This is a genomic window from Streptomyces sp. NBC_00259, from assembly GCF_036181745.1.
GTDB classification, from domain to species: Bacteria; Actinomycetota; Actinomycetes; order Streptomycetales; family Streptomycetaceae; genus Streptomyces; species Streptomyces pratisoli.
In genome coordinates, this window is the sequence record NZ_CP108080.1 from 4393506 (window position 1) to 4416586 (window position 23081).

22 protein-coding genes are annotated in these 23081 nt (G+C 70.9%); 12 read left to right on the forward strand and 10 right to left on the reverse strand.

Annotation, left to right across the window (positions count from 1 at the left end; translation table 11 throughout):
- Positions 1 to 58 precede the first annotated feature (58 nt).
- The 5 genes from OG766_RS19900 to folE all read left to right on the forward strand — a co-directional run bounded on the left by OG766_RS19900 (position 59) and on the right by folE (position 6044).
- A complete protein-coding gene (locus OG766_RS19900; protein WP_266381162.1) occupies positions 59 to 1186 on the forward strand; it encodes a zinc-dependent metalloprotease in 1128 nt (375 codons plus the stop codon).
- A 186-nt stretch (positions 1187 to 1372) separates the two neighbouring features.
- Complete coding sequence (gene tilS / locus OG766_RS19905) at positions 1373 to 2497, forward strand: tRNA lysidine(34) synthetase TilS (protein WP_266381163.1); 1125 nt, start codon at positions 1373 to 1375, stop codon at positions 2495 to 2497.
- 63 nt (positions 2498 to 2560) lie between these two features.
- A complete protein-coding gene (gene hpt / locus OG766_RS19910) occupies positions 2561 to 3100 on the forward strand; it encodes a hypoxanthine phosphoribosyltransferase (protein WP_093660903.1) in 540 nt (179 codons plus the stop codon).
- Positions 3101 to 3284: 184 nt separating this feature from the next.
- Positions 3285 to 5321, forward strand: a complete 2037-nt coding sequence (gene ftsH / locus OG766_RS19915) for an ATP-dependent zinc metalloprotease FtsH (RefSeq protein WP_266381165.1) — start codon at positions 3285 to 3287, stop codon at positions 5319 to 5321.
- 117 nt (positions 5322 to 5438) lie between these two features.
- Positions 5439 to 6044: a GTP cyclohydrolase I FolE gene (folE, locus tag OG766_RS19920; RefSeq protein WP_328725902.1), complete on the forward strand. Its 606-nt coding sequence runs from the start codon at positions 5439 to 5441 to the stop codon at positions 6042 to 6044.
- Between the two features lie 165 nt (positions 6045 to 6209).
- Here folE and OG766_RS19925 read toward each other — a convergent pair whose 3' ends face one another.
- The 6 genes from OG766_RS19925 to OG766_RS19950 form a co-directional block, all read right to left on the reverse strand.
- Positions 6210 to 6695: a DUF3180 domain-containing protein gene (locus tag OG766_RS19925; RefSeq protein ID WP_328727506.1), complete on the reverse strand. Its 486-nt coding sequence runs from the start codon at positions 6693 to 6695 to the stop codon at positions 6210 to 6212.
- A gap of 40 nt (positions 6696 to 6735) precedes the next feature.
- The gene (gene folK, locus OG766_RS19930) at positions 6736 to 7323 is read right to left on the reverse strand and encodes a 2-amino-4-hydroxy-6-hydroxymethyldihydropteridine diphosphokinase (RefSeq protein WP_266381167.1); all 588 of its coding nucleotides are present in this window, start codon (positions 7321 to 7323) and stop codon (positions 6736 to 6738) included.
- The gene (folB, locus tag OG766_RS19935; RefSeq protein WP_266381168.1) at positions 7320 to 7679 is read right to left on the reverse strand and encodes a dihydroneopterin aldolase; all 360 of its coding nucleotides are present in this window, start codon (positions 7677 to 7679) and stop codon (positions 7320 to 7322) included. The genes folK and folB overlap by 4 nt, the downstream gene beginning before the upstream one ends.
- Positions 7680 to 7873: 194 nt before the next feature.
- On the reverse strand, positions 7874 to 8335 hold the full coding sequence (locus tag OG766_RS19940; protein ID WP_266381169.1) for a nuclear transport factor 2 family protein: 462 nt from the start codon (positions 8333 to 8335) through the stop codon (positions 7874 to 7876).
- Positions 8332 to 9201, reverse strand: coding sequence for a dihydropteroate synthase (gene folP, locus OG766_RS19945; RefSeq protein WP_328725903.1), 870 nt, complete (start codon positions 9199 to 9201; stop codon positions 8332 to 8334). The genes OG766_RS19940 and folP overlap by 4 nt, the downstream gene beginning before the upstream one ends.
- Positions 9202 to 9250: 49 nt before the next feature.
- Positions 9251 to 11086, reverse strand: coding sequence for a phosphatidylglycerol lysyltransferase domain-containing protein (locus tag OG766_RS19950; RefSeq protein WP_266381171.1), 1836 nt, complete (start codon positions 11084 to 11086; stop codon positions 9251 to 9253).
- A gap of 146 nt (positions 11087 to 11232) precedes the next feature.
- On the opposite strand from OG766_RS19950, the gene OG766_RS19955 reads away from it, so the two are divergent.
- A complete protein-coding gene (locus OG766_RS19955) occupies positions 11233 to 12345 on the forward strand; it encodes an alpha/beta hydrolase (RefSeq protein ID WP_266381172.1) in 1113 nt (370 codons plus the stop codon).
- Positions 12346 to 12378: 33 nt separating this feature from the next.
- Here the strand turns inward: OG766_RS19955 and OG766_RS19960 are convergent, their stop codons facing one another.
- Positions 12379 to 13524 carry an ABC transporter ATP-binding protein gene (locus tag OG766_RS19960; protein WP_266381173.1) on the reverse strand — a complete coding sequence of 382 codons (1146 nt, stop codon included), beginning with the start codon at positions 13522 to 13524 and terminating at the stop codon, positions 12379 to 12381.
- Between the two features lie 153 nt (positions 13525 to 13677).
- Between OG766_RS19960 and OG766_RS19965 the strand changes: the two genes are divergently transcribed.
- From OG766_RS19965 to OG766_RS19980, 4 genes are all read left to right on the forward strand, one after another.
- Positions 13678 to 14370 carry an ABC transporter permease gene (locus tag OG766_RS19965; protein WP_266381174.1) on the forward strand — a complete coding sequence of 231 codons (693 nt, stop codon included), beginning with the start codon at positions 13678 to 13680 and terminating at the stop codon, positions 14368 to 14370.
- The gene (locus OG766_RS19970) at positions 14370 to 15038 is read left to right on the forward strand and encodes an ABC transporter permease (RefSeq protein WP_328725904.1); all 669 of its coding nucleotides are present in this window, start codon (positions 14370 to 14372) and stop codon (positions 15036 to 15038) included. Before OG766_RS19965 ends, OG766_RS19970 begins: the two co-directional genes overlap by 1 nt.
- Positions 15039 to 15067: 29 nt before the next feature.
- Positions 15068 to 16054 (forward strand): ABC transporter substrate-binding protein, encoded by a 987-nt coding sequence (locus OG766_RS19975; RefSeq protein ID WP_266381176.1) that lies wholly within the window; start codon positions 15068 to 15070, stop codon positions 16052 to 16054.
- A gap of 197 nt (positions 16055 to 16251) precedes the next feature.
- Positions 16252 to 17319, forward strand: a complete 1068-nt coding sequence (locus OG766_RS19980; RefSeq protein ID WP_266381177.1) for a hypothetical protein — start codon at positions 16252 to 16254, stop codon at positions 17317 to 17319.
- Between the two features lie 117 nt (positions 17320 to 17436).
- On the opposite strand, the gene OG766_RS19985 is transcribed toward OG766_RS19980, so the two are convergent.
- Positions 17437 to 18579 (reverse strand): NADH-quinone oxidoreductase subunit D, encoded by a 1143-nt coding sequence (locus OG766_RS19985; RefSeq protein WP_266381178.1) that lies wholly within the window; start codon positions 18577 to 18579, stop codon positions 17437 to 17439.
- A 217-nt stretch (positions 18580 to 18796) separates the two neighbouring features.
- On the reverse strand, positions 18797 to 19792 hold the full coding sequence (locus tag OG766_RS19990; protein WP_328725905.1) for an SAM-dependent methyltransferase: 996 nt from the start codon (positions 19790 to 19792) through the stop codon (positions 18797 to 18799).
- A gap of 95 nt (positions 19793 to 19887) precedes the next feature.
- On the opposite strand from OG766_RS19990, the gene OG766_RS19995 reads away from it, so the two are divergent.
- Positions 19888 to 21087, forward strand: a complete 1200-nt coding sequence (locus tag OG766_RS19995; protein WP_266381180.1) for a sensor histidine kinase — start codon at positions 19888 to 19890, stop codon at positions 21085 to 21087.
- Between the two features lie 33 nt (positions 21088 to 21120).
- Positions 21121 to 21798 carry a response regulator gene (locus tag OG766_RS20000; RefSeq protein ID WP_266381181.1) on the forward strand — a complete coding sequence of 226 codons (678 nt, stop codon included), beginning with the start codon at positions 21121 to 21123 and terminating at the stop codon, positions 21796 to 21798.
- Between the two features lie 115 nt (positions 21799 to 21913).
- Here OG766_RS20000 and OG766_RS20005 read toward each other — a convergent pair whose 3' ends face one another.
- Positions 21914 to 23023, reverse strand: coding sequence for a DUF5937 family protein (locus tag OG766_RS20005; RefSeq protein ID WP_328725906.1), 1110 nt, complete (start codon positions 23021 to 23023; stop codon positions 21914 to 21916).
- Between the last annotated feature and the right edge of the window lie 58 nt (positions 23024 to 23081).

Below are 23081 nucleotides of genomic sequence, written 5' to 3' on the forward strand. Positions count from 1 at the left end.
CGCGCTGTTGGGGTCCGACACCTCACCGTGTGGCGGGGCGACAACGTACCGTTGACGCATGACGAGCATCGGTGGTGCCGAGATGGTCGACTGGAATCTCGCGGTCGCGACCGCGATCCGCCTCGTACGGCCGGGGCCGGACGTCAGCCGGGACGAGGCGCGGGCCGTCGTCGCCGAGCTGCGGCGGCACGCCAAGGCGTCCGAGCAGCACGTCCGGGAGTTCACCCGGATGATTCCCGAGGGGCACGAGCCGGAGGACACTCCGGTTCTCGTCGTCGACCGGGCGGGCTGGGTCAAGGCCAACGTCGCGGGCTTCCGCGAGCTGCTGAAGCCCCTGCTGGACAAGATGCAGGAGCGCCGTTCCGGCAGCCCGGGCGGCGCCGTCCTGGGTGCGGTCGGCGGCAAGGTGACCGGCGTCGAGCTGGGCATGCTGCTGTCGTTCCTGGCCTCCCGGGTCCTCGGTCAGTACGAGACCTTCGCCCCGCCCACGAGCGAGCTGCCCGGCGCGCCGGGCAGCGGTGGCAGGCTCCTGCTGGTCGCGCCCAACATCGTTCACGTCGAACGCGAGATGGAGGTCGACCCGCACGACTTCCGGCTCTGGGTCTGCCTCCACGAGGAGACCCACCGCACCCAGTTCACCGCCGTGCCCTGGCTGCGCGACCATCTCGAGGGCGAGATCCAGTCATTCCTCGCCGAGACCGAGGTCGACCCCATGACCGTGCTGGAGCGGCTGCGCGAAGCCGCCCAGACGCTCGCCGGCGGCCGCCCCGAGGGTGAGCAGGACGAGGGCCGCTCCCTCGTCGAGATCGTGCAGACGCCCGAGCAGCGCGAGATCCTCGGCCGGCTCACCGCCGTGATGTCCCTGCTCGAGGGCCACGCGGACTACGTCATGGACGGGGTCGGGCCCCAGGTCGTGCCGTCCGTCGGCGAGATCCGCGAGAAGTTCCAGCAGCGACGCGCCCGTGGCGCCTCCCGTCTCGACATGGCGCTGCGCAAACTGCTCGGCCTCGACGCCAAGCTGCGCCAGTACCGGGACGGCGAGCGATTCGTACGGGCCGTCGTCGAGGAGGTCGGTATGGATGGTTTCAACCGGGTATGGACGTCGCCGAACACCCTGCCCACCAAGGCGGAGATCGCCAAACCGGCGGACTGGATCGCAAGGGTGCACCGCCGGGCGGAGCCGTGAGTACCGAGCGGCCGACGGCAGACGGACGCCCCCCTAATCACCCATCCGAGGGACCGTAGGTAATGGGTAGGCGTGCAATGCTCGGGGAACGGGCCGGTTCTGTCACCATCGACACACTCTGAGTGACCGAATCTCCGTCCCGACTCCTCACCGAGGCACCCCCCAACTCCACGAAGGGCACCGGACATGGGTCCGCATCCTGCGGTCGCGGCGATACGCCTGGCGGTCCGCCGCGTACTCCACGACGTACTCAACGAACTGAACGAACTCCCGGGCGGCATGTCCGCCGCCGACCGGCGGTCCGAGGCCGTGCGACAGAGCGCCGGACACTGCGCCGGAGTCGGCGCCGCGCATCGCGCTGGGCACAACACCGGGCGTCGCGCCGTGCAGACTCCCGACCGGCGGCCCCTCGTGCTGGTGGCCTGCTCCGGCGGGGCCGACTCCATGGCCCTCGCCTCCGCTCTCGCCTTCGAGGCCCCGAAGCTGTCCGTCCGCGCCGGTGCCGTCACCGTCGACCACGGCCTGCAGGCCGGCTCGGACCTCCGCGCCGCAGAGGTCGCCCACCGCCTCGCCGCCCTGCACCTCGACCCCGTCGAGGCCGTCGCCGTGACCGTCGGCCGCACGGGCGGCCCCGAAGCAGCCGCCCGCGACGCCCGCTACGCCGCCCTGGACGAGGCCGCCGAGCGCCACGGCGCCGTCGCCGTCCTTCTCGGCCACACCCGGGACGACCAGGCCGAGACCGTACTGCTCGGCCTCGCCCGCGGCTCCGGCATCCGCTCGCTCTCCGGCATGGCCGCCGTCTCCGGCACCGGCCGCTACCGCCGACCCTTCCTCCAGCTCGACCGCCAGACCGCGCGCAAGGCCTGCCTCGTGCAGCATCTGCCCGTCTGGGACGACCCGATGAACGCCGACCCCGCGTACACCCGCTCGCGGCTGCGCCACGAGGGTCTGCCCGCGCTGGAGAAGGCGCTCGGCAAGGGCGTCGTCGAGGCCCTGGCCCGCACCGCCCAGCTCTCCCGCGACGACGCCGACGCCCTGGACGCCTGGGCCGCGCAGGCCGATGCGAGCGTCCGGGACGACGCCGGTCTGCTCGACTGCGCGAAGCTCTACGCACTGCCTCCCGCGGTCCGCCGCCGGGTGCTGCGACGGGCCCTGGTCGCAGCCGGTTCACCTGCGGGTTCGCTCTTCGCCCGGCATGTCGAGGAGGTCGAGCGGCTCATCGTCGGCTGGCGCGGCCAGAAGCCCCTGAATCTGCCCGGCCGGGTCGAAGCCCACCGGCAGGGTGGCAGACTGGTCATTCGGCAAGGCTGAGCCGGCAGCGGGCCGAGCGCCGGGACGCCGAGACAGAAAGCGACGCGGGTGAACGAGAAGGACATGGGCGCCGATCTCAAATCGGTCCTCATCACCAAGGAAGAGATCGACGCGAAGCTGGCCGAGCTGGCCGCGAAGATCGACGCAGAGTACGCGGGCAAGGACCTGCTCATCGTCGGAGTCCTCAAGGGCGCCGTGATGGTGATGGCGGACCTGGCGCGTGCGCTGTCCACCCCCGTCACGATGGACTGGATGGCGGTGTCGTCCTACGGCGCGGGCACCCAGTCCTCCGGAGTGGTCCGCATCCTCAAGGACCTGGACACCGACATCAAGGGCAAGCACGTCCTGATCGTCGAGGACATCATCGACTCCGGGCTGACCCTGTCGTGGCTGCTGTCGAACCTCGGCTCCCGTGAGCCGGCCTCGCTGGAGGTCTGCACGCTGCTGCGGAAGCCGGACGCCGCCAAGGTCGCGATCGACGTGAAGTGGATCGGTTTCGACATCCCGAACGAGTTCGTCGTCGGATACGGCCTCGACTACGCCGAGAAGTACCGCAATCTCCCGTTCGTGGGTACGCTCGCGCCCCACGTCTACGGAGGCTGAGGCCCGGGCCGCGCCCCGGGAACCCCGGCCGTCTTCCCGCCGTTGGAGCATGCGAAGGCGGTACCGGGTGACAATGCTGGGGTACCGTCCGAAGAACAGTCTTTTCCGTTGAGTCTCACAGCAGCACTCTCATAGCAGCATTTACCTACGGGCAGGAGGGACGGAGCGACACCGCTCCGTATGGATGGACGTGAAGCGATACTTCCGTGGGCCGGTCATGTGGATCGTGCTGGCCGTCCTCGCCGTGGTCGTGCTGATGCAGGTCGTCGGCTCGTCGGGCGGCTACAAGACGGTGGACACCGGCGAGGTTGTCCAGGCGATCAACAAGAACCAGGTCGAACAGGCCAAGCTGACCACCGGCGACGAGCAGATCATCAAGATCGAGCTGAAGGACGGCCAGAAGGTCGACGGCAGCGACAAGGTCCAGGCGAGCTACATCGGCGACCAGGGCGTCGCGCTCGCCACGACCCTGCAGCAGAAGTACGACGCGGGTGAGATCGAGAAGGGCTACACGGTCTCGCCCGAGCGGCAGAGCCCGTTCCTCTCGGTGCTCCTCTCGCTGCTGCCCTTCGTGCTCATCGTGGTCGTCTTCCTGTTCCTGATGAATCAGATGCAGGGCGGCGGCTCCCGGGTCATGAACTTCGGGAAGTCCAAGGCCAAGCTCATCACCAAGGACACCCCGAAGACGACCTTCTCCGACGTGGCCGGATCCGACGAGGCCGTCGAGGAACTCCACGAGATCAAGGAGTTCCTGCAGGAGCCGGCGAAGTTCCAGGCCGTCGGCGCCAAGATCCCCAAGGGTGTGCTGCTGTACGGGCCGCCCGGTACGGGCAAGACGCTGCTCGCGCGCGCCGTCGCGGGCGAGGCGGGCGTCCCGTTCTACTCGATCTCGGGTTCCGACTTCGTCGAGATGTTCGTCGGTGTCGGCGCCTCCCGGGTCCGTGACCTCTTCGAGCAGGCCAAGGCGAACGCCCCGGCGATCGTCTTCGTCGACGAGATCGACGCGGTGGGCCGACACCGCGGCGCCGGTCTCGGCGGTGGCCACGACGAGCGCGAGCAGACGCTGAACCAGCTCCTCGTCGAGATGGACGGCTTCGACGTGAAGGGCGGCGTCATCCTGATCGCCGCCACGAACCGGCCGGACATCCTCGACCCCGCGCTGCTGCGTCCCGGCCGGTTCGACCGGCAGATCGCCGTCGACCGCCCGGACATGCAGGGCCGTCTCGAGATCCTCAAGGTCCACCAGAAGGGCAAGCCGGTCGCTCCGGACGTCGACCTCTCGGCCGTCGCCCGCCGCACCCCCGGCTTCACGGGTGCCGATCTGTCGAACGTGCTGAACGAGGCCGCCCTGCTGACGGCCCGCAGCGACAAGAAGCTGATCGACAACCACTTCCTGGACGAGGCCATCGACCGCGTCGTGGCGGGCCCGCAGAAGCGGACCCGGATCATGTCCGACAAGGAGAAGAAGATCACCGCGTACCACGAGGGCGGACACGCCCTGGTCGCGGCGGCTTCCCCGAACTCCGACCCGGTCCACAAGATCACGATCCTGTCCCGCGGCCGGGCCCTCGGCTACACGATGGTGCTCCCGGAGGAGGACAAGTACTCCACCACGCGCAACGAGATGCTCGACCAGCTGGCCTACATGCTGGGCGGCCGCGCGGCCGAGGAGCTCGTCTTCCACGACCCCACCACGGGCGCGGCGAACGACATCGAGAAGGCCACGACCACGGCCCGTGCCATGGTCACGCAGTACGGCATGACCGAGCGGCTCGGCGCGATCAAGTTCGGCGGCGACAACACCGAGCCGTTCCTGGGCCGTGAGATGGCGCATCAGCGCGACTACTCGGAAGAGGTCGCGGCGCTGGTCGACGAAGAGGTCAAGAAGCTCATCGAGACCGCGCACAACGAGGCCTGGGAGATCCTCGTCGAGAACCGCGACGTTCTCGACAACCTGGTCCTCGCGCTGCTGGAGAAGGAGACCCTCGGCAAGGAGGAGATCGCCGAGATCTTCGCCCCGATCGTGAAGCGCCCGGCCCGTCCGGCGTGGACCGGCTCCTCGCGCCGTACCCCCTCCACCCGTCCGCCGGTGCTGTCCCCGAAGGAGCTCGCTCTGACGAACGGCGCGGCCAACGGTGCGACGGCGGGCACGGCCCCCACGGTGACCGATGTCACCAAGTCGGCCACCGAGGCGGTCCAGGAGGAGCGCCCAGAGGCCTGACCAGGCATTACTCTGCCGCAAGGGCCACTGGTCCGGAATGAACGCCGCATCTCCCGGGTTCTAGCCTGGGAGATGCGGCGTTTTCACGCCATGTCGGAGCACAGGAGCGAGGCACACATGACCGACCCGGTGACGCTGGACGGCGAGGGCAGGATCGGCGAGTTCGACGAGAAGCGCGCCGAGAACGCCGTGCGCGAACTCCTCATCGCGGTCGGCGAGGACCCGGACCGCGAGGGCCTTCGGGAGACGCCAGGGCGAGTGGCGCGGGCGTACAAGGAAATATTCTCCGGGCTCTGGCAGGAGCCGGAGGACGTGCTGACGACGACGTTCGACCTGGGACACGACGAGATGGTCCTGGTGAAGGACATCGAGGTGTTCTCGACCTGTGAGCACCATCTGGTGCCTTTCCGGGGCGTCGCCCACGTCGGCTACATCCCGTCGACGACCGGCAAGATCACCGGATTGTCCAAGCTGGCGCGCCTTGTCGATGTGTTCGCCCGCCGCCCTCAGGTGCAGGAGCGGCTGACCACGCAGGTCGCGGACTCCCTGATGGACATCCTGGAGCCGCGCGGAGTGATCGTGGTGATCGAGTGCGAGCACATGTGCATGTCGATGCGCGGCATCCGTAAGCCGGGCGCGAAGACGATCACCTCCGCGGTGCGCGGGCAGCTTCGCGATGTCGCCACCCGCAATGAGGCGATGAGCCTGATCATGGCGCGCTGAGCCCGGCCACGGTGCACCGAGCGGTGTGCCCGCCTCAACTCCGGGGCGCGGGCGGGACGCTGCCGCAGGGCGGAGGCCGGGGGCGCAGCACCCGGCCGTCGCACGTCCGAGGCGCGAGGGCCGGCGCGGAGCCTGCCTGGGCGGGCCTGCCGGGGCGGAGCCCCGCTACCTCGCCGGGACCTGGCCCGTGCCGTCGTCCTCGTCCTCGGGGAGCTTGCAGACGCGCTCCAGGAAGATCGCCGCCGCGATCACCGCGATGCCGGCCAGAACCGAGAAGCCGGCGTAGATCGCCTGGTCGCGGCGGGCCGGGATGTCGAGGAAGCCGAGCAGGAAGACGCCCGCGCCGCCGTACAGACCGCTGACGAGGGCCGCGACCAGGGCGCTCGCCTGGCCGAAGACGACCGCGCGGGCGGCCATCAGGGGCTCGACTCCCTTCGCGCCGGGACGGCGCTCGCGCTGGGCGCGCAGCCGGGCACGGAGCGAGAGCGCGGTCGCGGTGAGGACCGCGGCGATCGCCGCGAGCACGATCGGCGCGGCCAGCGGCACGCTCGGCAGCGTGCCGACCGAGTCCCACAGACGGGTGCCGGCCCATGACAGGATTCCGGCCACCACGAAGAGCCCGGCGAGTACCCCGAGCCGTAGTTGCTTCACCATGTGCCCTTCGTGTCGGCGACCCTGGAAAGCGTAACGACTATTCGGGCAGGCGGAGTTCCAGGTCCACGCGCGGCGCGACCCCGGTCCGGCCGACGCCGTCGAGCAGATCGGCGACCGGTCCGCGGCCCGGAAGCTGGGCCTCGGGCTCCACGTCGTGCCACGGCGCGAGGACGAAGGCCCGCTCATGCGCCCGCGGGTGCGGGAGCGTGAGCACCGGGTCGTCGGAGATCACTTCCGCGTACGCCACGATGTCCACGTCGATCGTGCGCGGACCCCAGCGCTCCTCGCGCACCCGGTCGAACGCCTCCTCGATGGCCTGACCGCGCTCCAGCAGGGAGCTGGGCGGCAGGGTCGTCTTCACGAGCACCACCGCGTTGAAGTACGACGGCTGGGAGCCCGGCTCGACGCCCCACGGCTCCGTCTCGTAGACGGGAGAGACCGCCTTGACCCGCACGCCGGGCGTGTCCTCCAGCGCGTCGATGGCGCCCTGGATCGTCTCCAGGCGGTTGCCGAGGTTGGCGCCGAGCGCGATCACGGCCCGCTTCGGGTTGGACAGGGTGATGTCCGCCGCGTCGACCTGCTCGACGACGGCGGTGGGCACGGGCTGCACTGTGGGGTCGCTCATGCTCGGCTCCGGGTGATCGTGATGGTCACATCGTCGAACGGGACGGTGATCGGGGCGTCCGGCTTGTGCACGACGACCTCGACCTCCTGGACGCCCTCGTGCTTGAGGCACTGCTGGGCGATGCGCTCCGCGAGCGTCTCGATCAGGTCCACCGGGTCGCCCTGGACGACGTCGACGACCTCCTCCGCCACCACTCCGTAGTGCACGGTCTTCGCCAGGTCGTCGTCGGCCGCCGCGGGGCGGGTGTCCAGGCCGAGCACCAGGTCCACGATGAAGGTCTGCCCCTCCTCGCGCTCCCGGGGGAAGACGCCATGGTGCCCGCGGGCCTTGAGGCCGCGCAGCGCGACACGATCCACGCGAATCACTCCTGCTGTCGTAGGTCCTGCGCGCACACAGCCGCGTGCGGGCGGCAGCAGTGCACGGGTTCGAATCTACCTGCGAGCACTGACACCATCTGCCCACGGGGGCTATGGACAGAGCGGTCGGCGACTGGTAGCCGCGCCTACCCCGCAGTTGTGGAAACGAACCTCCCACATGCCCGTTTACCCACTCAGGAGGGGGATTCGCCGTCCTGTTCGTCGTCCGATTCGGCCAGAACCGGTGAACCGTGGTGTGACCAGATTCTCCAGCCCTCCGGTGTGCGCCGGAACACATTCGTGGCGACCACCAGTTGTCCCACGAGCGGTCCGAGCTCCCCGGCCTCCTCCGCGGGGCCGCCACTGAGGATGTTCTCCGTGCAGGTGACGAGCGCGGTGTCGCCGACGACGCTGACGCGCACATCGGTGAGGAAGAACTGGATGTACTCGGTGTTCGCCATGATCAGCGCGTACGAGCGCAGCACCTCGCCGCGTCCCGACAGCACCGGCCACCCCGGGTGCACGCACGAGATGTCGTCGGCGCCCTCGCCGTCCAGCCAGAGGGACGCGATCCCCTCGAAGTCGCCGCGCTCCATCGCTTCGTAGAAGGCGGTATTGGCCGCCTCGACGCTTTCGACGTCGGTACGGGAAGTCACTGTGTCCTTCCCGCGCCCTCGACCGCGCGCGCGACCCGCACGGCGTCCGCCGTGGCCCGTACCTCGTGGACCCGGACGGCCCAGGCGCCCTCGTGGGCGGCGATGGCGGAGACGGCGGCGGTGGCCGCGTCCCGCTCACGGGCGGGCGGCGGGGTCGGGGCGCCGTCGGCCAGCACATGGCCGAGGAACCGCTTGCGGGAGGCGGCGACCAGCAGCGGGCGGCCCAGCGTGCGCAGCTCGGCGAGACGGGCGACCAGCGCGAGGTCGTGCTCGGCCTGCTTGGCGAAGCCGAGGCCCGGGTCGATGATGATCCGCTCGGCGGCGACACCGCCCGCGATCACCGCGTCCATCCGCTCGCGCAGCTCCGCGACGACCTCGGCGACGACGTCCCCGTACACCGCCCGGCTGTTCATGTCCTCGCTGAAGCCGCGCCAGTGCATCACGACGAACGGCACCTCCGCGGCGGCGACGGTCCGGACCATCTCCGGGTCGGCGAGTCCGCCGGAGACGTCGTTGACCAGCGCCGCCCCGGCGGCGACCGCCCGGGCGGCGACCGAGGCGCGCATGGTGTCGACGGAGACGGTGACGCCTTCGGCCGCCAGGCCCCGGACGACGGGGACGACGCGCCGCAGCTCCTCGTCCTCGTCGACCCGCGTGGCGCCGGGCCTGGTGGACTCGCCACCGACGTCCACCAGATCGGCGCCCTCGGCGACGAGGTCGAGGCCGTGCTTGACGGCGGCCGTGGTGTCGAACCAGCGACCTCCGTCGGAGAAGGAGTCGGGCGTCACATTGACGACTCCCATGACCGCACAGCGGTCCCACTCCGGCAGGCCCTCGGCCGTGCCCCGTCCACGCAACGTACTCATACGACCAGCCTAGGCCCGTATGCCGCCCCGCTACGCCGCTGCCGCTCCGCTATGCCGCGCGCATCTCGCGCTCGCCGGCCGACGCCGGGTGGATGTGCGCGCAGGGGCGTGGCGCGCGGGTGCGCCGGCGCCGGAAGGGGCGGGGCAGGGCGAAGGTCACGAAGCCCTCGGCCTGCATCGCGGCGAAGCCGATGCGGGGCAGGTCGCGGGTCTTGCGGAAGACCACGAAACGCGGCTCCCAGCGTGGCCGGAACTTGGCGTTGAACTTGTACAGCGACTCGATCTGGAACCAGCGGGAGAGGAACACCAGCAGTCCCCGCCAGGTGCGCAGGACCGGGCCGGCGCCCAGCTTCTCGCCGCGGGCGAGCGCCGAGCGGAACATCGCGAAGTTCAGCGAGACCCGCTCGATGCCGAGCTTGGGGGAGGCCTGCAGGGCGGCGACGATCAGCAGCTCGTTCATGCCGGGGTCGGCGGAGCGGTCGCGGCGCATCAGGTCCAGGGACATGCCGTCCGCACCCCACGGGACGAAGTGGAGGACGGCCTTCAGATCGCCGTACGGTCCCGGCTCGCCCTCGTCCTTGTGGGCGGTGGCGATCACGCTGTCGCCGTCGGAGGGGTCGCCGATCCTGCCGAGGGCCATGGAGAAGCCGCGCTCGGTCTCGGTGCCGCGCCAGTCCTCCGCGGCCCGGCGTATTCGCTCCAGCTCTCCGTCGGAGAGATCACGGACGCGGCGGACGCGGGTCTCGTAACCGTTGCGCTCGATGCGCTTCACCATCTGGCGCACATTGCGCATCGCGCGCCCGGTGAGCGAGAAATCCGCGACGTCCACCACCGCCTCGTCGCCGAGTTCCAGGGCGTCCAGGCCGGTCTCGCGGGTCCACACCTCGCCGCCGGTCTCGGAGCAGCCCATGACCGCGGGGGTCCAGGAGTGGGCCTTGGCCTCGTCCATGAAGCGCTCGATGGCGCCGGGCCAGGCCTCCACGTCGCCGATCGGGTCGCCGCTGGCGAGCATCACGCCGGAGACGACGCGGTAGGTGACGGCCGCCTTGCCGCTGGGGGAGAAGACGACGCCCTTGTCGCGGCGGAGCGCGAAGTGGCCCAGGGAGTCGCGGCCGCCGTGCCTGGCGAGCAGTTCGCGGAGCTGTGCCTCGTCGTCCTCAGTGAGGGTGGCCGCCGGGTGCTCGGGGCGGAAGGCGAGGTAGATGGTGGTGATGGCGGTGAGCAGGCCGAGCGCGCCGAGCGAGTAGCCGACGGTCCAGTCGACGCCGCCTTCGTAGCCGACCGGGCCCTCGACGCCGAAAAGGCCGAAGAGGACGTGCTCGAGGCGGTCGGTGAGGCTGGGGCTGCCGACGACCCTGCGCGGATGGGCGCTGACGATGACCAGGCCCAGAATGATCGAACCGGCGCCCATCAGCACGAAGTTGGCCAGTGCCTTCCACCGGCTGCGTGGGTCGGGCAGCGCCGCGAACTGGCCGCGGTGACGCAGCAGCAGGGCCAGCAGCGTCAGCGACAGCAGGACGCCGATGACGGAGTGGCGGTAGGCGAACTGGGCGGCCGCCCCGGCCGGCAGCAGGATGACGGCGGCCCGCCAGGCGCGCCGCTTGTGCCGCTTGAGACCGTGTGCGAGGAGCAGCAGCAGGACGCCGACGCTGAGGGAGAGCGCGGCGGCGAACGGGCCGAGGGCGCCCGGGAGCACTTCGGCGAGGGCGTGCATCCGGCTGTGTCGGAAGCGCGGGAAGACTCCTGCAGCGATGTCGATCAGGCCGATGAAGGTGCAGGCCGTGCCGACCAGAGCAGGAACGGATTCGGCGCGCGGGCCGCTCAGGATCCGGCGCAGACGATCCGGAACCAAGCCCGACTTATCCCCATCTATCGTGACAGACATCGCTTCCCGTGGCTCTCGAGAGAGATTGTGGAGTCCTTCGCCGCAGAACAGTCGGCACGGACAATTTGCGCTCTCTAGGACGGCACTTCCGGGCGGCGGGTTCACTCACTCTCAGGAAATTCTCACGGAAGAAGCTCGATCGCCTCATGGGTCTCACCAGTAACAAGGTTCTGGCGCTGGCCGTTCTGGCCGCCGTGGCTCTCTTCGCCGCGACGATCTGGCTCTGGCCACGGCTGTCCCGCCGTGGCTGGCGCGCCGTGCTCGGCAGGGTGGGCCTGCTGCTCGCCACCCAGCTGGCGCTGTTCGCCTCGGTGGGCCTGGCCGCGAACAACTCCTTCCTGTTCTACGGCTCGTGGGCCGACCTCTTCGGTCAGCAGCAGGAGATGGGCGTGGTCGTCGACCACTCGGCGAGCAGCAGGACCGTCAAGGTGGTCGGCAAGCAGCGTCTGGACGTGCCGGGTGGTGCCCGGCCGGCGATCGGCGGACAGATCCAGAAGGTCGTGATCATCGGGGAGAAGTCGAAGATCGACAGCCCGGCGTACGTGTATCTGCCGCCCGAGTACTTCCAGCCCGCCTACGCGAAGAAGACGTTTCCCGCGACGGTCGTCCTGACCGGCTATCCGGGCACGGCGGAGAACCTGCTCAAGGGCCTCAAGTACCCGAGAACGGCGTACCAGCAGGCCAAGGACGGGAGGATGCAGCCGATGATCCTGGTGATGCTGCGGCCCACGGTCGCGCCGCCCCGGGACACCGAGTGCGTGGACGTCCCGGGCGGCCCGCAGACCGAGACCTTCTTCGCGAAGGACCTGCCGGCCGCGGTCTCGGAGACGTACCGCGTCGGCACCAAGCCGCGGAACTGGGGCTTCATGGGGAACTCGACCGGTGGCTACTGCGCGCTGAAGATAGCCGTGCACCACCCGGAGCGGTTCGCGGCCGGGGCGGGTCTGTCCGCGTACTACAAGGCCGCCGAGGACCCGACGACCGGCGACCTCTTCCAGGGGAACAAGCTCGAGCGGCAGCGGGCGAACCTGCTGTGGAGCCTGGACAACCGGCCGCAGGGCGCCTCGTCGTTCCTGGTCACCACGTCCGAGCAGGGCGAGGGCAACCTCAAGGGCACCCGCGACTTCGTCAAGAAGGTCAAGGCGCCCGCGCGCGTCTCGTCCATCACGCTGGACAGCGGCGGGCACAACTTCAACACCTGGCGCCGGGAGATCCCGCCGGCGCTGGTGTGGATCAGCGGCCGGCTCAGCGCGGCCTGACGCCGGCGGTCACGGCGACGTTCACGGCGAGGGTCACGGCGACGGAACCTTGTCGATGCGCACGGCGGTACGGGGGACGGCCTGGGCGTCCGCGTCGATGGAGCGGCGCAGCGCCTCGTGCAGCCGCGCCGGGGTCAGCACACCGAGGAAACGTCCCTCCTCCTCCTTGTCGATGACCGCGATCCAGCCCGCGTCGTGCTGCAGCATCGTGGAGAACGCCTGCTTCAGGGAGGCGCCGACGGGCAGCCAGGCTTCCATGCGGCGGGCGTGTTCGCGTACGGAGCCGCTGCGGCCGGCGTGCTCGGCGGAGATCCAGCCGTGCAGCCGGTCCTCGGAGTCCAGGACGACGGCCCAGCGCGAGGCGAGCTCGCGGGGCAGCGGGTCGTCGAGGTGCACGACGGGCGGCTGTTCGAGATCGCCCTCCTCGATGGGGGTGACGGACAGCCGCTTGAGCCCGCGGTCCGCGCCGACGAAGTCCGCCACGTACGGGGTGGCCGGGGCACCGAGGACCGCGGCCGGAGCGCCGAACTGCTCGATCCTGCCCTGCCCGTAGACGGCGATGCGGTCGCCGAGCCGGACGGCCTCCTCGATGTCGTGGGTGACGAACAGGACCGTCTTGCGGACGGCGTCCTGGAGCTTGAGGAACTCGCTCTGCAGATGGTCGCGCACGACGGGGTCGACGGCACCGAACGGCTCGTCCATCAGCAGGACCGGCGGATCGGCCGCCAGCGCCCGGGCCACGCCCACGCGCTGACGCTGTCCGCCGGAGAGCTGCTCGGGGTAGCGGTCGCCGTAGACGCTCGGGTCGAGGCCGACGAGATCGAGGAGTTCGGCGGCCCTCGCGCGGCCCTTGTCGCGGTTCCAGCCGAGCAGATGCGGCACCGTCGCGGTGTTCTCCAGGACCGTCTTGTGCGGGAAGAGGCCGACCTGCTGGATCACGTAGCCGATGCGGCGGCGCAACTGGACGGGGTCGATGGCGGATATGTCGTCTCCGCCCAGGAATATCCGGCCTTCGGTCGGTTCGATGAGCCGGTTGACCATCTTCATCGTGGTGGTCTTGCCGCAGCCGGACGGTCCGACGAGCGTGACCAGTTCGCCCGCGGCGACCTCGAAGGAGAGGTCGTCGACGGCGGTGGTGCCGTCCGGATACCGCTTGCTCACATGCTCGAATCGGATCATGGTTCCCCATTGTGACGGGTGATGGCGGGCCTTGTGTGAAGGCAGTGTTGCTGGAACGCGAAGCTCCTCGGCGATTGTCGGTGATGGGGGTTAGGGTCGGTTTCCGGTCGGCATCGTGTCGAACAGGTCGAACGCAGGGGCGGGGGTGGGGTGGTGGTGGACCGGAACTGCCTGGTGACGAACGACTGGATCTGCGGCGAATATCTCCGTTCCCGCAGTCAGGAGTTGATCGACGCCACGGTGCAGCATGTCTGGATCACGGCGGCTTCGGTCGCGATCGGGCTGGTCGTGGCCTTCCCGCTGGCGCTCCTCGCGCGCAGCCACCCGCGATTCACGGGCCCGGTCCTCGGGCTGACGACCGTGCTCTACACGGTCCCCTCGCTCGCGATGTTCTCGCTGCTGCTGCCGTTCTTCGGCCTCTCCGCCGCCCTGGTGATCACGGGCCTGGTGCTCTACTCACTGACGATCCTCGTGCGGAACGTGGTGGCGGGGCTGGCGTCCGTGCCCGAGGAAGCCCGCGAGGCGGCCCGTGGCATGGGGTACGGGCCGGGAAGACTGCTGTGGGAGGTCGAGCTTCCGCTGGCCCTCCCCGCCGTGATGGCGGGTCTGCGGATCGCGACGGTCTCGACGGTCGCGCTCACGACGGTCGGTTCGATCGTCGGCCGCGGCGGGCTCGGCAATCTCATCGAGGACGCGCTGCCCAGCTTCTTCAAGGCGCAGGTGCTGACCGCGTCCGTGCTCTGTGTGCTGCTGGCCGTCGCCGCCGATCTGCTGCTGCTCGGGCTGCAGCGGCTGCTGACGCCCTGGACCCGAATACGGGCCGCCGGGACCCGGGGGGCCTACTGATGGACGTACTGGCCGAGAGCTGGACCTGGCTGACCACGGACGCCAACTGGTCCGGGGACGGCGGAGCCTGGCACCGCCTCCAGGAGCATCTGTACGTCAGCGGGGTCGCCCTGGCCCTGGCGTGTGCGATCGCCCTGCCGACGGCGCTGTACCTGGGACACGTCGGACGCGGCGGCGCTCTCGCGGTGAACATCTCGAACGCGGGACGGGCCATTCCCGTCTTCGCCGTTCTCGCTCTGTTCATGGTGACACCGCTGCGCAGCGCCGGATACGTCCCGACGGTCATCGCGCTGGTGCTGTTCGCCGTGCCGCCGCTGCTGACGAACGCCTACGTGGGGATGCGGGAGGTGGACCGGGCGGTCGTCGAGGCCGCACGGGGCATGGGCATGTCGGGCCGGCAGCTCTTCGTCCGGGTCGAACTGCCCCTCGCGTACCCGATGGTCATGACCGGGCTGCGGTCGGCCGCGGTCCAGGTCGTCGCCACGGCGACGATCGCGGCGATGGTCGGGCAGGGCGGCCTCGGCCGCATCATCACGGCCGGGTTCAACACGTACAACACTCCTCAAGTGGTCGCGGGCGCCCTGCTCGTGGCCGTGCTCGCCCTCCTGGTGGAGGCCGTGCTGGTGGCGGTGGACCGCTTGTTCAGTCCCCGCCGGAAAACCGTGTGACGACTCACTCCCCTTGGATGGTGAACCAGATGAGCAAGACCTCGCGCATCGCGGGTGCGGTACTGGGCGTCGTGGCCCTCGTCGGCTCGCTCGCCGCCTGCGGCGGTGACAGCCTGGAGCAGGAGAAGGGCGGTTCCGGCGGCTCCGGCGGTGCCACGAGCGGCGGCAAGAAGGGCTCCCTCGTCGTCGGGGCGGCGGCCTTCACGGAGTCCAAGGTGCTCGCCGAGCTCTACGCCCAGGTGCTGCGCGACGCCGGATACGGGGCGTCCGTGACCACCGTGAAGAACCGCGAGCTGTACGAGCCCTCCCTGGAGAAGGGCGAGATCGACGTCGTACCGGAATACGCGGCGACGATCGCCGAATTCCTCAACGCGAAGGCGAACGGGCCGAAGGCCCCGGAGGAGAAGCCGGTCGCGTCGAGCGATGTCGCCGCCACCGTCGCCGGTCTGGAGAAGCTCGCCACCCCGCTCGGGCTGAAGGTGCTGCCCGCCGGCGAGGCCGTCGACCAGAACGCGTTCGCGGTGAGCAAGGAATTCGCCGAGAAGAACAAGCTCAAGTCCCTTTCCGATCTTGGAAAGTCGAAGATCAAGGTCAAGATCGCGGCCGGTGACGAGTGCGAGGTACGGCCGTTCTGCGCGCCCGGACTGAAGAAGACGTACGGCATCGACGTGGCGGGCGTGGACCCGAAGGGCGTCGGCACCCCGCAGGCCAAGCAGGCCGTCAAGGACGGTGAGGACCAGCTGGTCCTGACCACCACGACCGACGCCACGCTGGAGAGCTTCGGGCTGGTGCTGCTGGAGGACGACAAGAAGCTCCAGAACGCCGACAACGTGCTGCCCGTGGTCAATGCCAAGGACGCCGGATCGCAGGAGATAGCCGACGCGCTCGGCAAGCTCACGAAGGCGCTGACGACGGCGGATCTGGTCGAGCTGAACCGGAAGGTGGACGCCGAGCGGGCGAAGCCCGAGGACGTCGCGAAGGAGTATCTGGTGTCCGAGGGCCTGCTGAAGAAGTAACCGGCGGCGAAGGAACGCGGCGCCGAAGCAGCGCTGAAGCACGGCACGAACAAGCTTCGGTCACGGCGTGCACAAGCCTTCGGCACGGCGCGAACAAAGAGGGTCGGCCCGGCACATCGAAAGCGATGTGTTCATGTGGCGAAGAGATTGCCGGGCTGACCCCCCAATCGTCACCTACGCACGGTAAATTTCAGGCCATGCCACGTGGACGCCACCGCCATTCCCCACCTCTGCACAAGCTCCTTCCGCCCTCCGCGGTCGCCGGAGCGTCGGTTCTTTGTGCCGCGGGCGCCTGGCTGCTCTCCGATCCGGTCCTGCTCCGCACCCTCGTCGCGGCCGCTGCGGCGGCCGCGGTCACCGGCGCGGTGCTCATGCGCAGTTGGGACCGGAGCGCGGGCCGCCGCGTCGCCGAGCTCACCCGCCTCCGCGCCAGCGACGCGTGGAAGACGGAGGAGCGGACAGCCGAGCTGGAGACCGATCTCGACGAGTCCCGCGAGCTGCGCCTCAAGCTCGACGCGAAGCTGCGTGCCAAGCGGGTCGAGCTGGCCGGACTCCGCAACGAGCACGCCGCGCTCCTGCGGCGGTACGCCACCGCCGAGACCGAGCGGGCCTCCGCGCTCGAGGGCCGCAGGCAGCTCGCGCTCGAAGCCGCCACGCCCAAGGAGCTTCCGCCGGCCGGTTCCACGCCGACGCCGTCCGCGTATCTGCGCGCGGCCAAGGCGCTGGAGGACCTGCCCCGCAACGCCGCGGCCCAGGAGGCCAGACGCACCGTAGAGGACGCCCGCAAGCGCGACCTCGCCGAGCGGTCGCGAGAGGCGGACGAGCCGCAGGGGAAGCACTCGGCGGCCGCCGGGGGAGCGCAGCACGCCCGCCCGTCGTCCGCCGTCCCTGCCACACGGGTGCCGGTCGCCGCGGCGATCGTCCCGTACTCCGCGCAGCGTCGCCCGGCCCGTCCCCAGGGCGGCTTCGACTTCTTCGGCACTCAGGTGGCCGCCAAGACCGCCGGCTCCGCCGGGACGGGTAGCAGGAAGAAGCCCGTCGCGGCTCTTGAAGCGGCCGTCGAACCGGCCCAGCTCGCCACGGTCCAGAACGAGGACCTGGCGGACGTGGTGGGCGAGGAAGTGCTGGCCGCCGCCGAGGACACCGCCCGGGCGAAGGTGCCGGGGAGCACGGCGGACCGTGTGGTGGGCGAGGTCATCGACCTCACGGCGCACGACGAGACGGAGCAGCTGGACGTCGCGGAACTGCGCAGCGCGATCTCCTGATCCGCGGCGGCTCGGGCCGGGCGGCTTGCCGTCCGGCCATGTGCCGAGCCTCTCGGCGAGCGAGCTCCTGGAGAGCGAGCTGCTGTCGGCCGAGCTGCTTCTCGACCTGCGGTCGGCCTACTTGTCGATGTCGCCGACGACGAAGAACAGCGACCCCAGGATCGCCACCATGTCCGCGACCAGCGTGCCGGGCAGGAGTTCGGTGAGCGCCTGGATGTTGTTGTACGAGGCCGACCGGAGCTTGAGGCGGTACGGCGTCTTCTCTCCCTTGGAGACCAGGTAGTAGCCGTTGATGCCCAGCGGGTTCTCGGTCCAGGCGTAGGTGTGGCCCTCGGGAGCCTTCAGCACCTTCGGCAGCCGCTGGTTGACCGGCCCCGGCGGCAGCTCGGCGAGCCGGTCGAGGCAGGCGTCCGCCAGTTCCAGTGAGTTGTGCGTCTGCTCCAGCAGGCACTCGAACCTGGCCAGGCAGTCGCCCTCGGTACGGGTGACGACCTTCAGGGTGTCCTGCAGCTCCGCGTACGCGAGGTACGGCTCGTCGCGCCGCAGGTCGAAGTCGACGCCGGAGGCGCGGGCGATGGGGCCGGACACTCCGTACGCCTGGGCGGTCGGTGCGGTCAGCACGCCGATGCCGCGGGTGCGGCCGCGGAAGATCTCGTTGCCGAGGACGAGCCGGTCGTACACGTCCATCCGCGAACGGACCTCGGCGATCGCGGCCCGCGCCCGGCCGGTCCAGCCGGCGGGCAGGTCCTCTTTGAGACCGCCGACCCGGTTGAACATGTAGTGCATCCGGCCGCCGGAGACCTCCTCCATCACGTGCTGGAGGTCCTCCCGCTCACGGAAGGCGTGGAAGATCGGGGTGATTCCGCCGAGTTCGAGGGGATACGACCCCAGGAACATGAGGTGGTTGAGGACCCGGTTCAGCTCGGCGAGCAGGGTGCGCAGCCAGACCGCCCGCTCCGGGACCTCCATGCCGAGCATGCGCTCGACGGCCATCACGACGCCCAGCTCGTTGGAGAACGCCGACAGCCAGTCGTGGCGATTGGCCAGCATCACGATCTGCCGGTAGTCGCGCGCCTCGAAGAGCTTCTCGGCGCCCCGGTGCATGTAGCCGATGACCGGCTCGGCGTGTTGGATGCGCTCGCCGTCCAGGACGAGACGCAGACGCAGCACACCGTGTGTGGAGGGATGCTGCGGCCCGATGTTCAGCACCATGTCGGTGCTCTCCGCCGCGCCGCCGATGCCGATCGTCGTCTCCGTCATGGGCGACAGTATCCCTCCCGGCGTGGCGCGGCGGGGTCCTGGCCCCGGTGCCCGGTGCCCGGTGCCCGTTGCCCGGGGTCGGGCCGGCAGGGCCGGGGCTGCCGTGCCTCGTCGGGGCGTCGGGGCTGCCGTGCCTCGTCGCGGCGTCGCGGCGTCGCGGCGTCGGGGCGCCAGGGTGCCGGGGTACCGGGGCGTCGGAGGGCCGAGGCCGTGGACCTCAGGCCCGGGGGATGGGCTGGAGGAGCCAGGTGAAGTCGCCGAGGCCGCCGTGGGCGGTGAGTTCGGCGGCCTCACCGGCGCGGGAGAGGGCGCGGACGTACGCCGCCGGGTCGGACGAGGCCAGGGCGAGCGGCGGGCGGCCGCCCGAGACGCCGAGACGGTGCAGGGCCTCGCGCTGGCTGAGCAGTTCGGCTCCCGGGCGGGCACAGGCGTCCAGGGCCACGTGGGCGGTGATGTCACAGCTGCCGTCCGGGACCGGGTGGACCTCGCGCCCGCCGCGGAATCCGGTCATCGTCCCGAAGGGCGGCCGGGCGGCGGCGTCGTGCGCGTAGTCCACGGCGACCGCGAGCCCGGCGTCCAGGGTGGCGACCGCCGCGGCCCACGCCTCGTCGCGGGGCCGGCCGATCTCCGCGCGGCCGCCGGGGCCGGTCGGCGGCCACCAGCGGTCCAGCCACTCGGCGTCCGCGCCGGTCACCGGGTTCCCGAGGCGTTCCTCGCCGTCCGCGCGCACCAGGACGTACCGACGGACGCCCTCGCCGTCCGTCTCGGCGACGTCGACCGGAACGTTGTCCAGCCACTCGTTCGCGAACAGCAGCCCCGACACCCCGGCCGGGGGACGCCCGCACCACTCGATCCGCGGGTCGAGGCCGGCGGGACGCGCGGCCCGCTCGACGGCGTACGCCCGTACCGGAAAGCCGTCCGGCAGCGCCGCGAGCACTCCCGTCAGCAGCTCACCCCGCCCCGCGCCGACGTCGACCAGCGCGATCTCCGTCACCCCCGCGGGCAGCGACCGCGCCGTCTCCTCCAGCAGCCGGGCGACCGCGCCCGCGTACAGCGGGGAGGCGTGCACGGACGTACGGAAGTGTCCCGCCGGTCCCTCCGGCCGCAGGTAGAAGCCCCGGGGGCCGTACAGCGCGCGCTCCGTGGCCTCCCGCCACGGGACCCATTCCCCGTCGGCGGCCCGCTCCGCTTCCTTCGTCACCTCATGCGTCACGCGCCCAGTCTCCACCTTGGGGAGTAGGTATTCGCTGACCGGATCGACCCTCCGGTTGACCCGTGCACCTTCGTGGTTTGCCTACGCTGGGTGACGTGCAGCGCCTCTATGATTTTCTCCGCAGGCACCCGACGGGCGTCGACAGCTTCTGGGCTGTGATGCTCTTCGGGTTCTCCATGCTGTGGGTCGTCGGGGACCACGTCGGAGCGGAGCCGCGCCTCGCGGCCGGCGCCGTCGTGCTGTTCCTGTGCCTGGCCGTGGCACTGCGCCGCCGTATGCCGGAGAAGATGCTGCTCCTCGTGGCCGTGCTCGGCGTCGTCCAGCTGGTGCTGGGCGTCAAGCCGAACGCGGCCGACTTCGCGATGCTCGCGATCATCTACACCGTCGCGGCGCACGACGGTCCGCGCTGGGCCTCGCGGTTCGCCCTGGCCGGCGGGCTGTCCGCGGCCTCGCTCGCCCAGATCCGCTTTCCGGAGGAGAGCACGGGCGTCGGCCAGCGGATCTTCTTCATCGTGGTCATGACCGTCCCGTTCGCCCTGGCCTGGGTGCTCGGGGACTCCCTGCGCACCCGGCGCGCGTACTTCGCTCAGCTGGAGGAGCGTGCCTCCCGGCTGGAGAAGGAGCGCGAGGCGCAGTCCAAGGTCGCCGTCGCCGCCGAGCGCGCCCGGATCGCCCGCGAGCTGCACGACGTCGTCGCGCACAACGTCTCCGTGATGGTCGTGCAGGCGGATGGCGCCGCCTACGTCATGGACACCGCGCCCGACCAGGCCCGGCAGGCCCTGGAGACGATCTCCTCCACCGGCCGTCAGGCCCTCGCCGAGATGCGCCGGCTGCTGGGTGTGCTGCGCACGGGAGACGCCCCCGAGAGCGGGGAGTACGTACCTCAGCCCGATGTTCAGCAGATCGAGGATCTGGTCGAGCAGGTGCGCGGCGCGGGCCTCACCGTCGACTTCAAGGTCGAGGGCACGCCGCGCCCGCTGCCCAGCGGCGTGGAGCTCACCGCGTACCGCATCGTGCAGGAGGCCCTCACCAACACCCGCAAGCACGGCGGACCGGACGCCGGGGCGAGCGTCCGGCTGGTGTACTTCGACGACGGCCTCGGACTCCTCGTGGAGGACGACGGCCGGGGCGCGGCGCACGAGGTGTACGAGGACGGGGGCGCGGACGGCAAGGGTCACGGCCTCATCGGTATGCGGGAGCGCATCGGCATGGTCGGCGGCACCCTCGACGCGGGGCCGCGGCCCGGCGGCGGATTCCGGATCAGCGCCCTGCTTCCCCTCAAGCCCGCCCACTAGGCTGACCCCGCCAACGAGACAAGGACCCCGCTCATGACCATCCGCGTGATGCTCGTCGACGATCAGGTGCTGCTGCGCACCGGTTTCCGGATGGTGCTCGCCGCCCAGCCCGACATGGAGGTCGTGGCGGAGGCCGGAGACGGGGCCGAGGCGATCGAGGTCCTCCGCTCGACGGCGGTCGACGTGGTGCTGATGGACGTCCGGATGCCCCGGCTTGACGGGGTGGAGGCGACGAGCCGCATCTGTGCCCGGCCGGACGCGCCGAAGGTGCTGATCCTGACGACGTTCGACCTCGACGAGTACGCCTTCTCGGGGCTGAAGGCGGGCGCCAGCGGATTCATGCTGAAGGACGTTCCGCCGGGTGAACTGCTCGGCGCGATCCGCTCCGTGCACAGCGGCGACGCGGTGGTGGCCCCCTCCACGACGCGCCGGCTGCTCGACCGCTTCTCGCCCCTGCTGCCGTCCTCCGGCAAGGAGCCGCAGCAGAAGGAGCTGGAGCGGCTCACCGAACGCGAGCGGGAGGTCATGCTGCTCGTCGCCCAGGGCCTGTCGAACGGCGAGATCGCCGCCCGGCTGGTGCTGTCCGAGGCGACGGTGAAGACCCATGTGGGCCGCATCCTGACCAAGCTGGGCCTGCGGGACCGGGTGCAGGTCGTGGTCCTCGCGTACGAGAGCGGTCTGGTGCGAGCCGGCGGCGGCGCGGGGGCCTGAGCCCCGGGCAGCACGGAGGCGTGGGTCTCCGCACCGGGCCGAGTGGGCCCGGCGAGACCTGGCGCAGCACCCGGGACCTGGCGCAGCACCCGGGACCTGGCGCAGCACCCGGGACCTAGCGCAGCACCGTCTCCAGGAAGTCGCTCCCCAGCCGCGCCACCACCGACACGTCCAGCTGGTGCAGCACGTACCGGCCGCGCCGTCGCGTCGTGACCAGGCCCGCCTGCTTCAGCACCGACAAATGGCGGGAGACCTCCGGGGCCGTGATGCCGTGGGCCTCGGCCAGTTCGCTCGTCGTGTACGAGGCCCGGGCGAGGTTGCGGCACAGGCGCATCCGCAGAGGGTGGGCCAGCGCGTCCATCCGGCGCTTGAGGAGTTCGACGGAGGCGGGCGCCGGGAGGTCCGGCGCCCCCACCGGGTAGACGATGGCGGGCCGCCAGCCCGGGGCGTACAGGACCGTCAGGTGCGGCCAGCCGAAGTGGGACGGCACGAACGACAGCCCGGCGCCCACGGCGGGGTCCACGGCGGTGGTCCTGCCCTCGCTCAGTTTGTCGGCGCAGACGCGTTCCGCCGCCTCGTCGTACGTGAGCGCGGAGGAGACCGAGCGCAGCGCCTCCTCGAGGCCCTTGCGGCGCAGCAGCTCCGTCTTGTGCCGGGCGTCGGCGGCCAGTCGCGGGCTGACCCGGCGCCAGGTGTCGGCGAAGAACGCCTGGTCGCAGTCCTCGAACAGGCGCCGCAGCCATGCGCGTACGGCCCCGGGGTCGTCGAGGATCCGGCGGGCGAAGCCGTGCTGCTTCGGGCCGCGGGTGGCCGCCAGCTCCAGGGCGCGGCGGGGCTCGATCATGACGCCGGTCGCGTACGAGCGGGAGCAGGTGAACTCCAGCGTGGCCGAGACGAAGCGCTCGTCGTCGAGCCGGTCCAGCATGTCGAGCTCCTCGGCGAGGGTGGCGCCGGTGCGCCCGTCGCCGCCGTGGATGCCGGAGAACGGCAGGAACACGTCGGAGAAGCTGGACGTCCAGAGGAAGTCGGCCTCGTGCAGCCGGTCGGCGAGGTCGGGCTTCAGCCCGGCGGAGGTCGCCGTGGCCCAGCCGTGCAGCCCCGGATGGTGCCCGGGCTCGGCGAGCGCGTGCAGGGCGATGCCCAGCTCGGCGAGGGGCGAGATCTCGAACACGATGCGCTCGGGCGGCAGGCCCGCGATGTCGATGGTGACGCTCACGTGTTCCATGGTGCGGGGTCGTCGGGGCGACCGGTCGCGCCGGTTGACGCCGATCGTCAATCGACGC

What these genes read in the sequence shown, in the direction of transcription:
- OG766_RS20005 (WP_328725906.1), bottom strand. Translation starts at nt 23,023, where the DNA reads ATGGAACACGTGAGCGTCACCATCGACATCGCGGGCCTGCCGCCCGAG.
- OG766_RS19985 (WP_266381178.1), bottom strand. Translation starts at nt 18,579, where the DNA reads ATGACGGAGACGACGATCGGCATCGGCGGCGCGGCGGAGAGCACCGAC.
- OG766_RS19970 (WP_328725904.1), top strand. Translation starts at nt 14,370, where the DNA reads ATGGACGTACTGGCCGAGAGCTGGACCTGGCTGACCACGGACGCCAAC.
- OG766_RS20000 (WP_266381181.1), top strand. Translation starts at nt 21,121, where the DNA reads ATGACCATCCGCGTGATGCTCGTCGACGATCAGGTGCTGCTGCGCACC.
- hpt (WP_093660903.1), top strand. Translation starts at nt 2,561, where the DNA reads ATGGGCGCCGATCTCAAATCGGTCCTCATCACCAAGGAAGAGATCGAC.
- OG766_RS19955 (WP_266381172.1), top strand. Translation starts at nt 11,233, where the DNA reads ATGGGTCTCACCAGTAACAAGGTTCTGGCGCTGGCCGTTCTGGCCGCC.
- folK (WP_266381167.1), bottom strand. Translation starts at nt 7,323, where the DNA reads ATGAGCGACCCCACAGTGCAGCCCGTGCCCACCGCCGTCGTCGAGCAG.
- ftsH (WP_266381165.1), top strand. Translation starts at nt 3,285, where the DNA reads ATGGACGTGAAGCGATACTTCCGTGGGCCGGTCATGTGGATCGTGCTG.
- tilS (WP_266381163.1), top strand. Translation starts at nt 1,373, where the DNA reads ATGGGTCCGCATCCTGCGGTCGCGGCGATACGCCTGGCGGTCCGCCGC.
- folE (WP_328725902.1), top strand. Translation starts at nt 5,439, where the DNA reads ATGACCGACCCGGTGACGCTGGACGGCGAGGGCAGGATCGGCGAGTTC.
- OG766_RS19975 (WP_266381176.1), top strand. Translation starts at nt 15,068, where the DNA reads ATGAGCAAGACCTCGCGCATCGCGGGTGCGGTACTGGGCGTCGTGGCC.
- OG766_RS19900 (WP_266381162.1), top strand. Translation starts at nt 59, where the DNA reads ATGACGAGCATCGGTGGTGCCGAGATGGTCGACTGGAATCTCGCGGTC.
- OG766_RS19980 (WP_266381177.1), top strand. Translation starts at nt 16,252, where the DNA reads ATGCCACGTGGACGCCACCGCCATTCCCCACCTCTGCACAAGCTCCTT.
- folP (WP_328725903.1), bottom strand. Translation starts at nt 9,201, where the DNA reads ATGAGTACGTTGCGTGGACGGGGCACGGCCGAGGGCCTGCCGGAGTGG.
- OG766_RS19950 (WP_266381171.1), bottom strand. Translation starts at nt 11,086, where the DNA reads ATGTCTGTCACGATAGATGGGGATAAGTCGGGCTTGGTTCCGGATCGT.
- OG766_RS19960 (WP_266381173.1), bottom strand. Translation starts at nt 13,524, where the DNA reads ATGATCCGATTCGAGCATGTGAGCAAGCGGTATCCGGACGGCACCACC.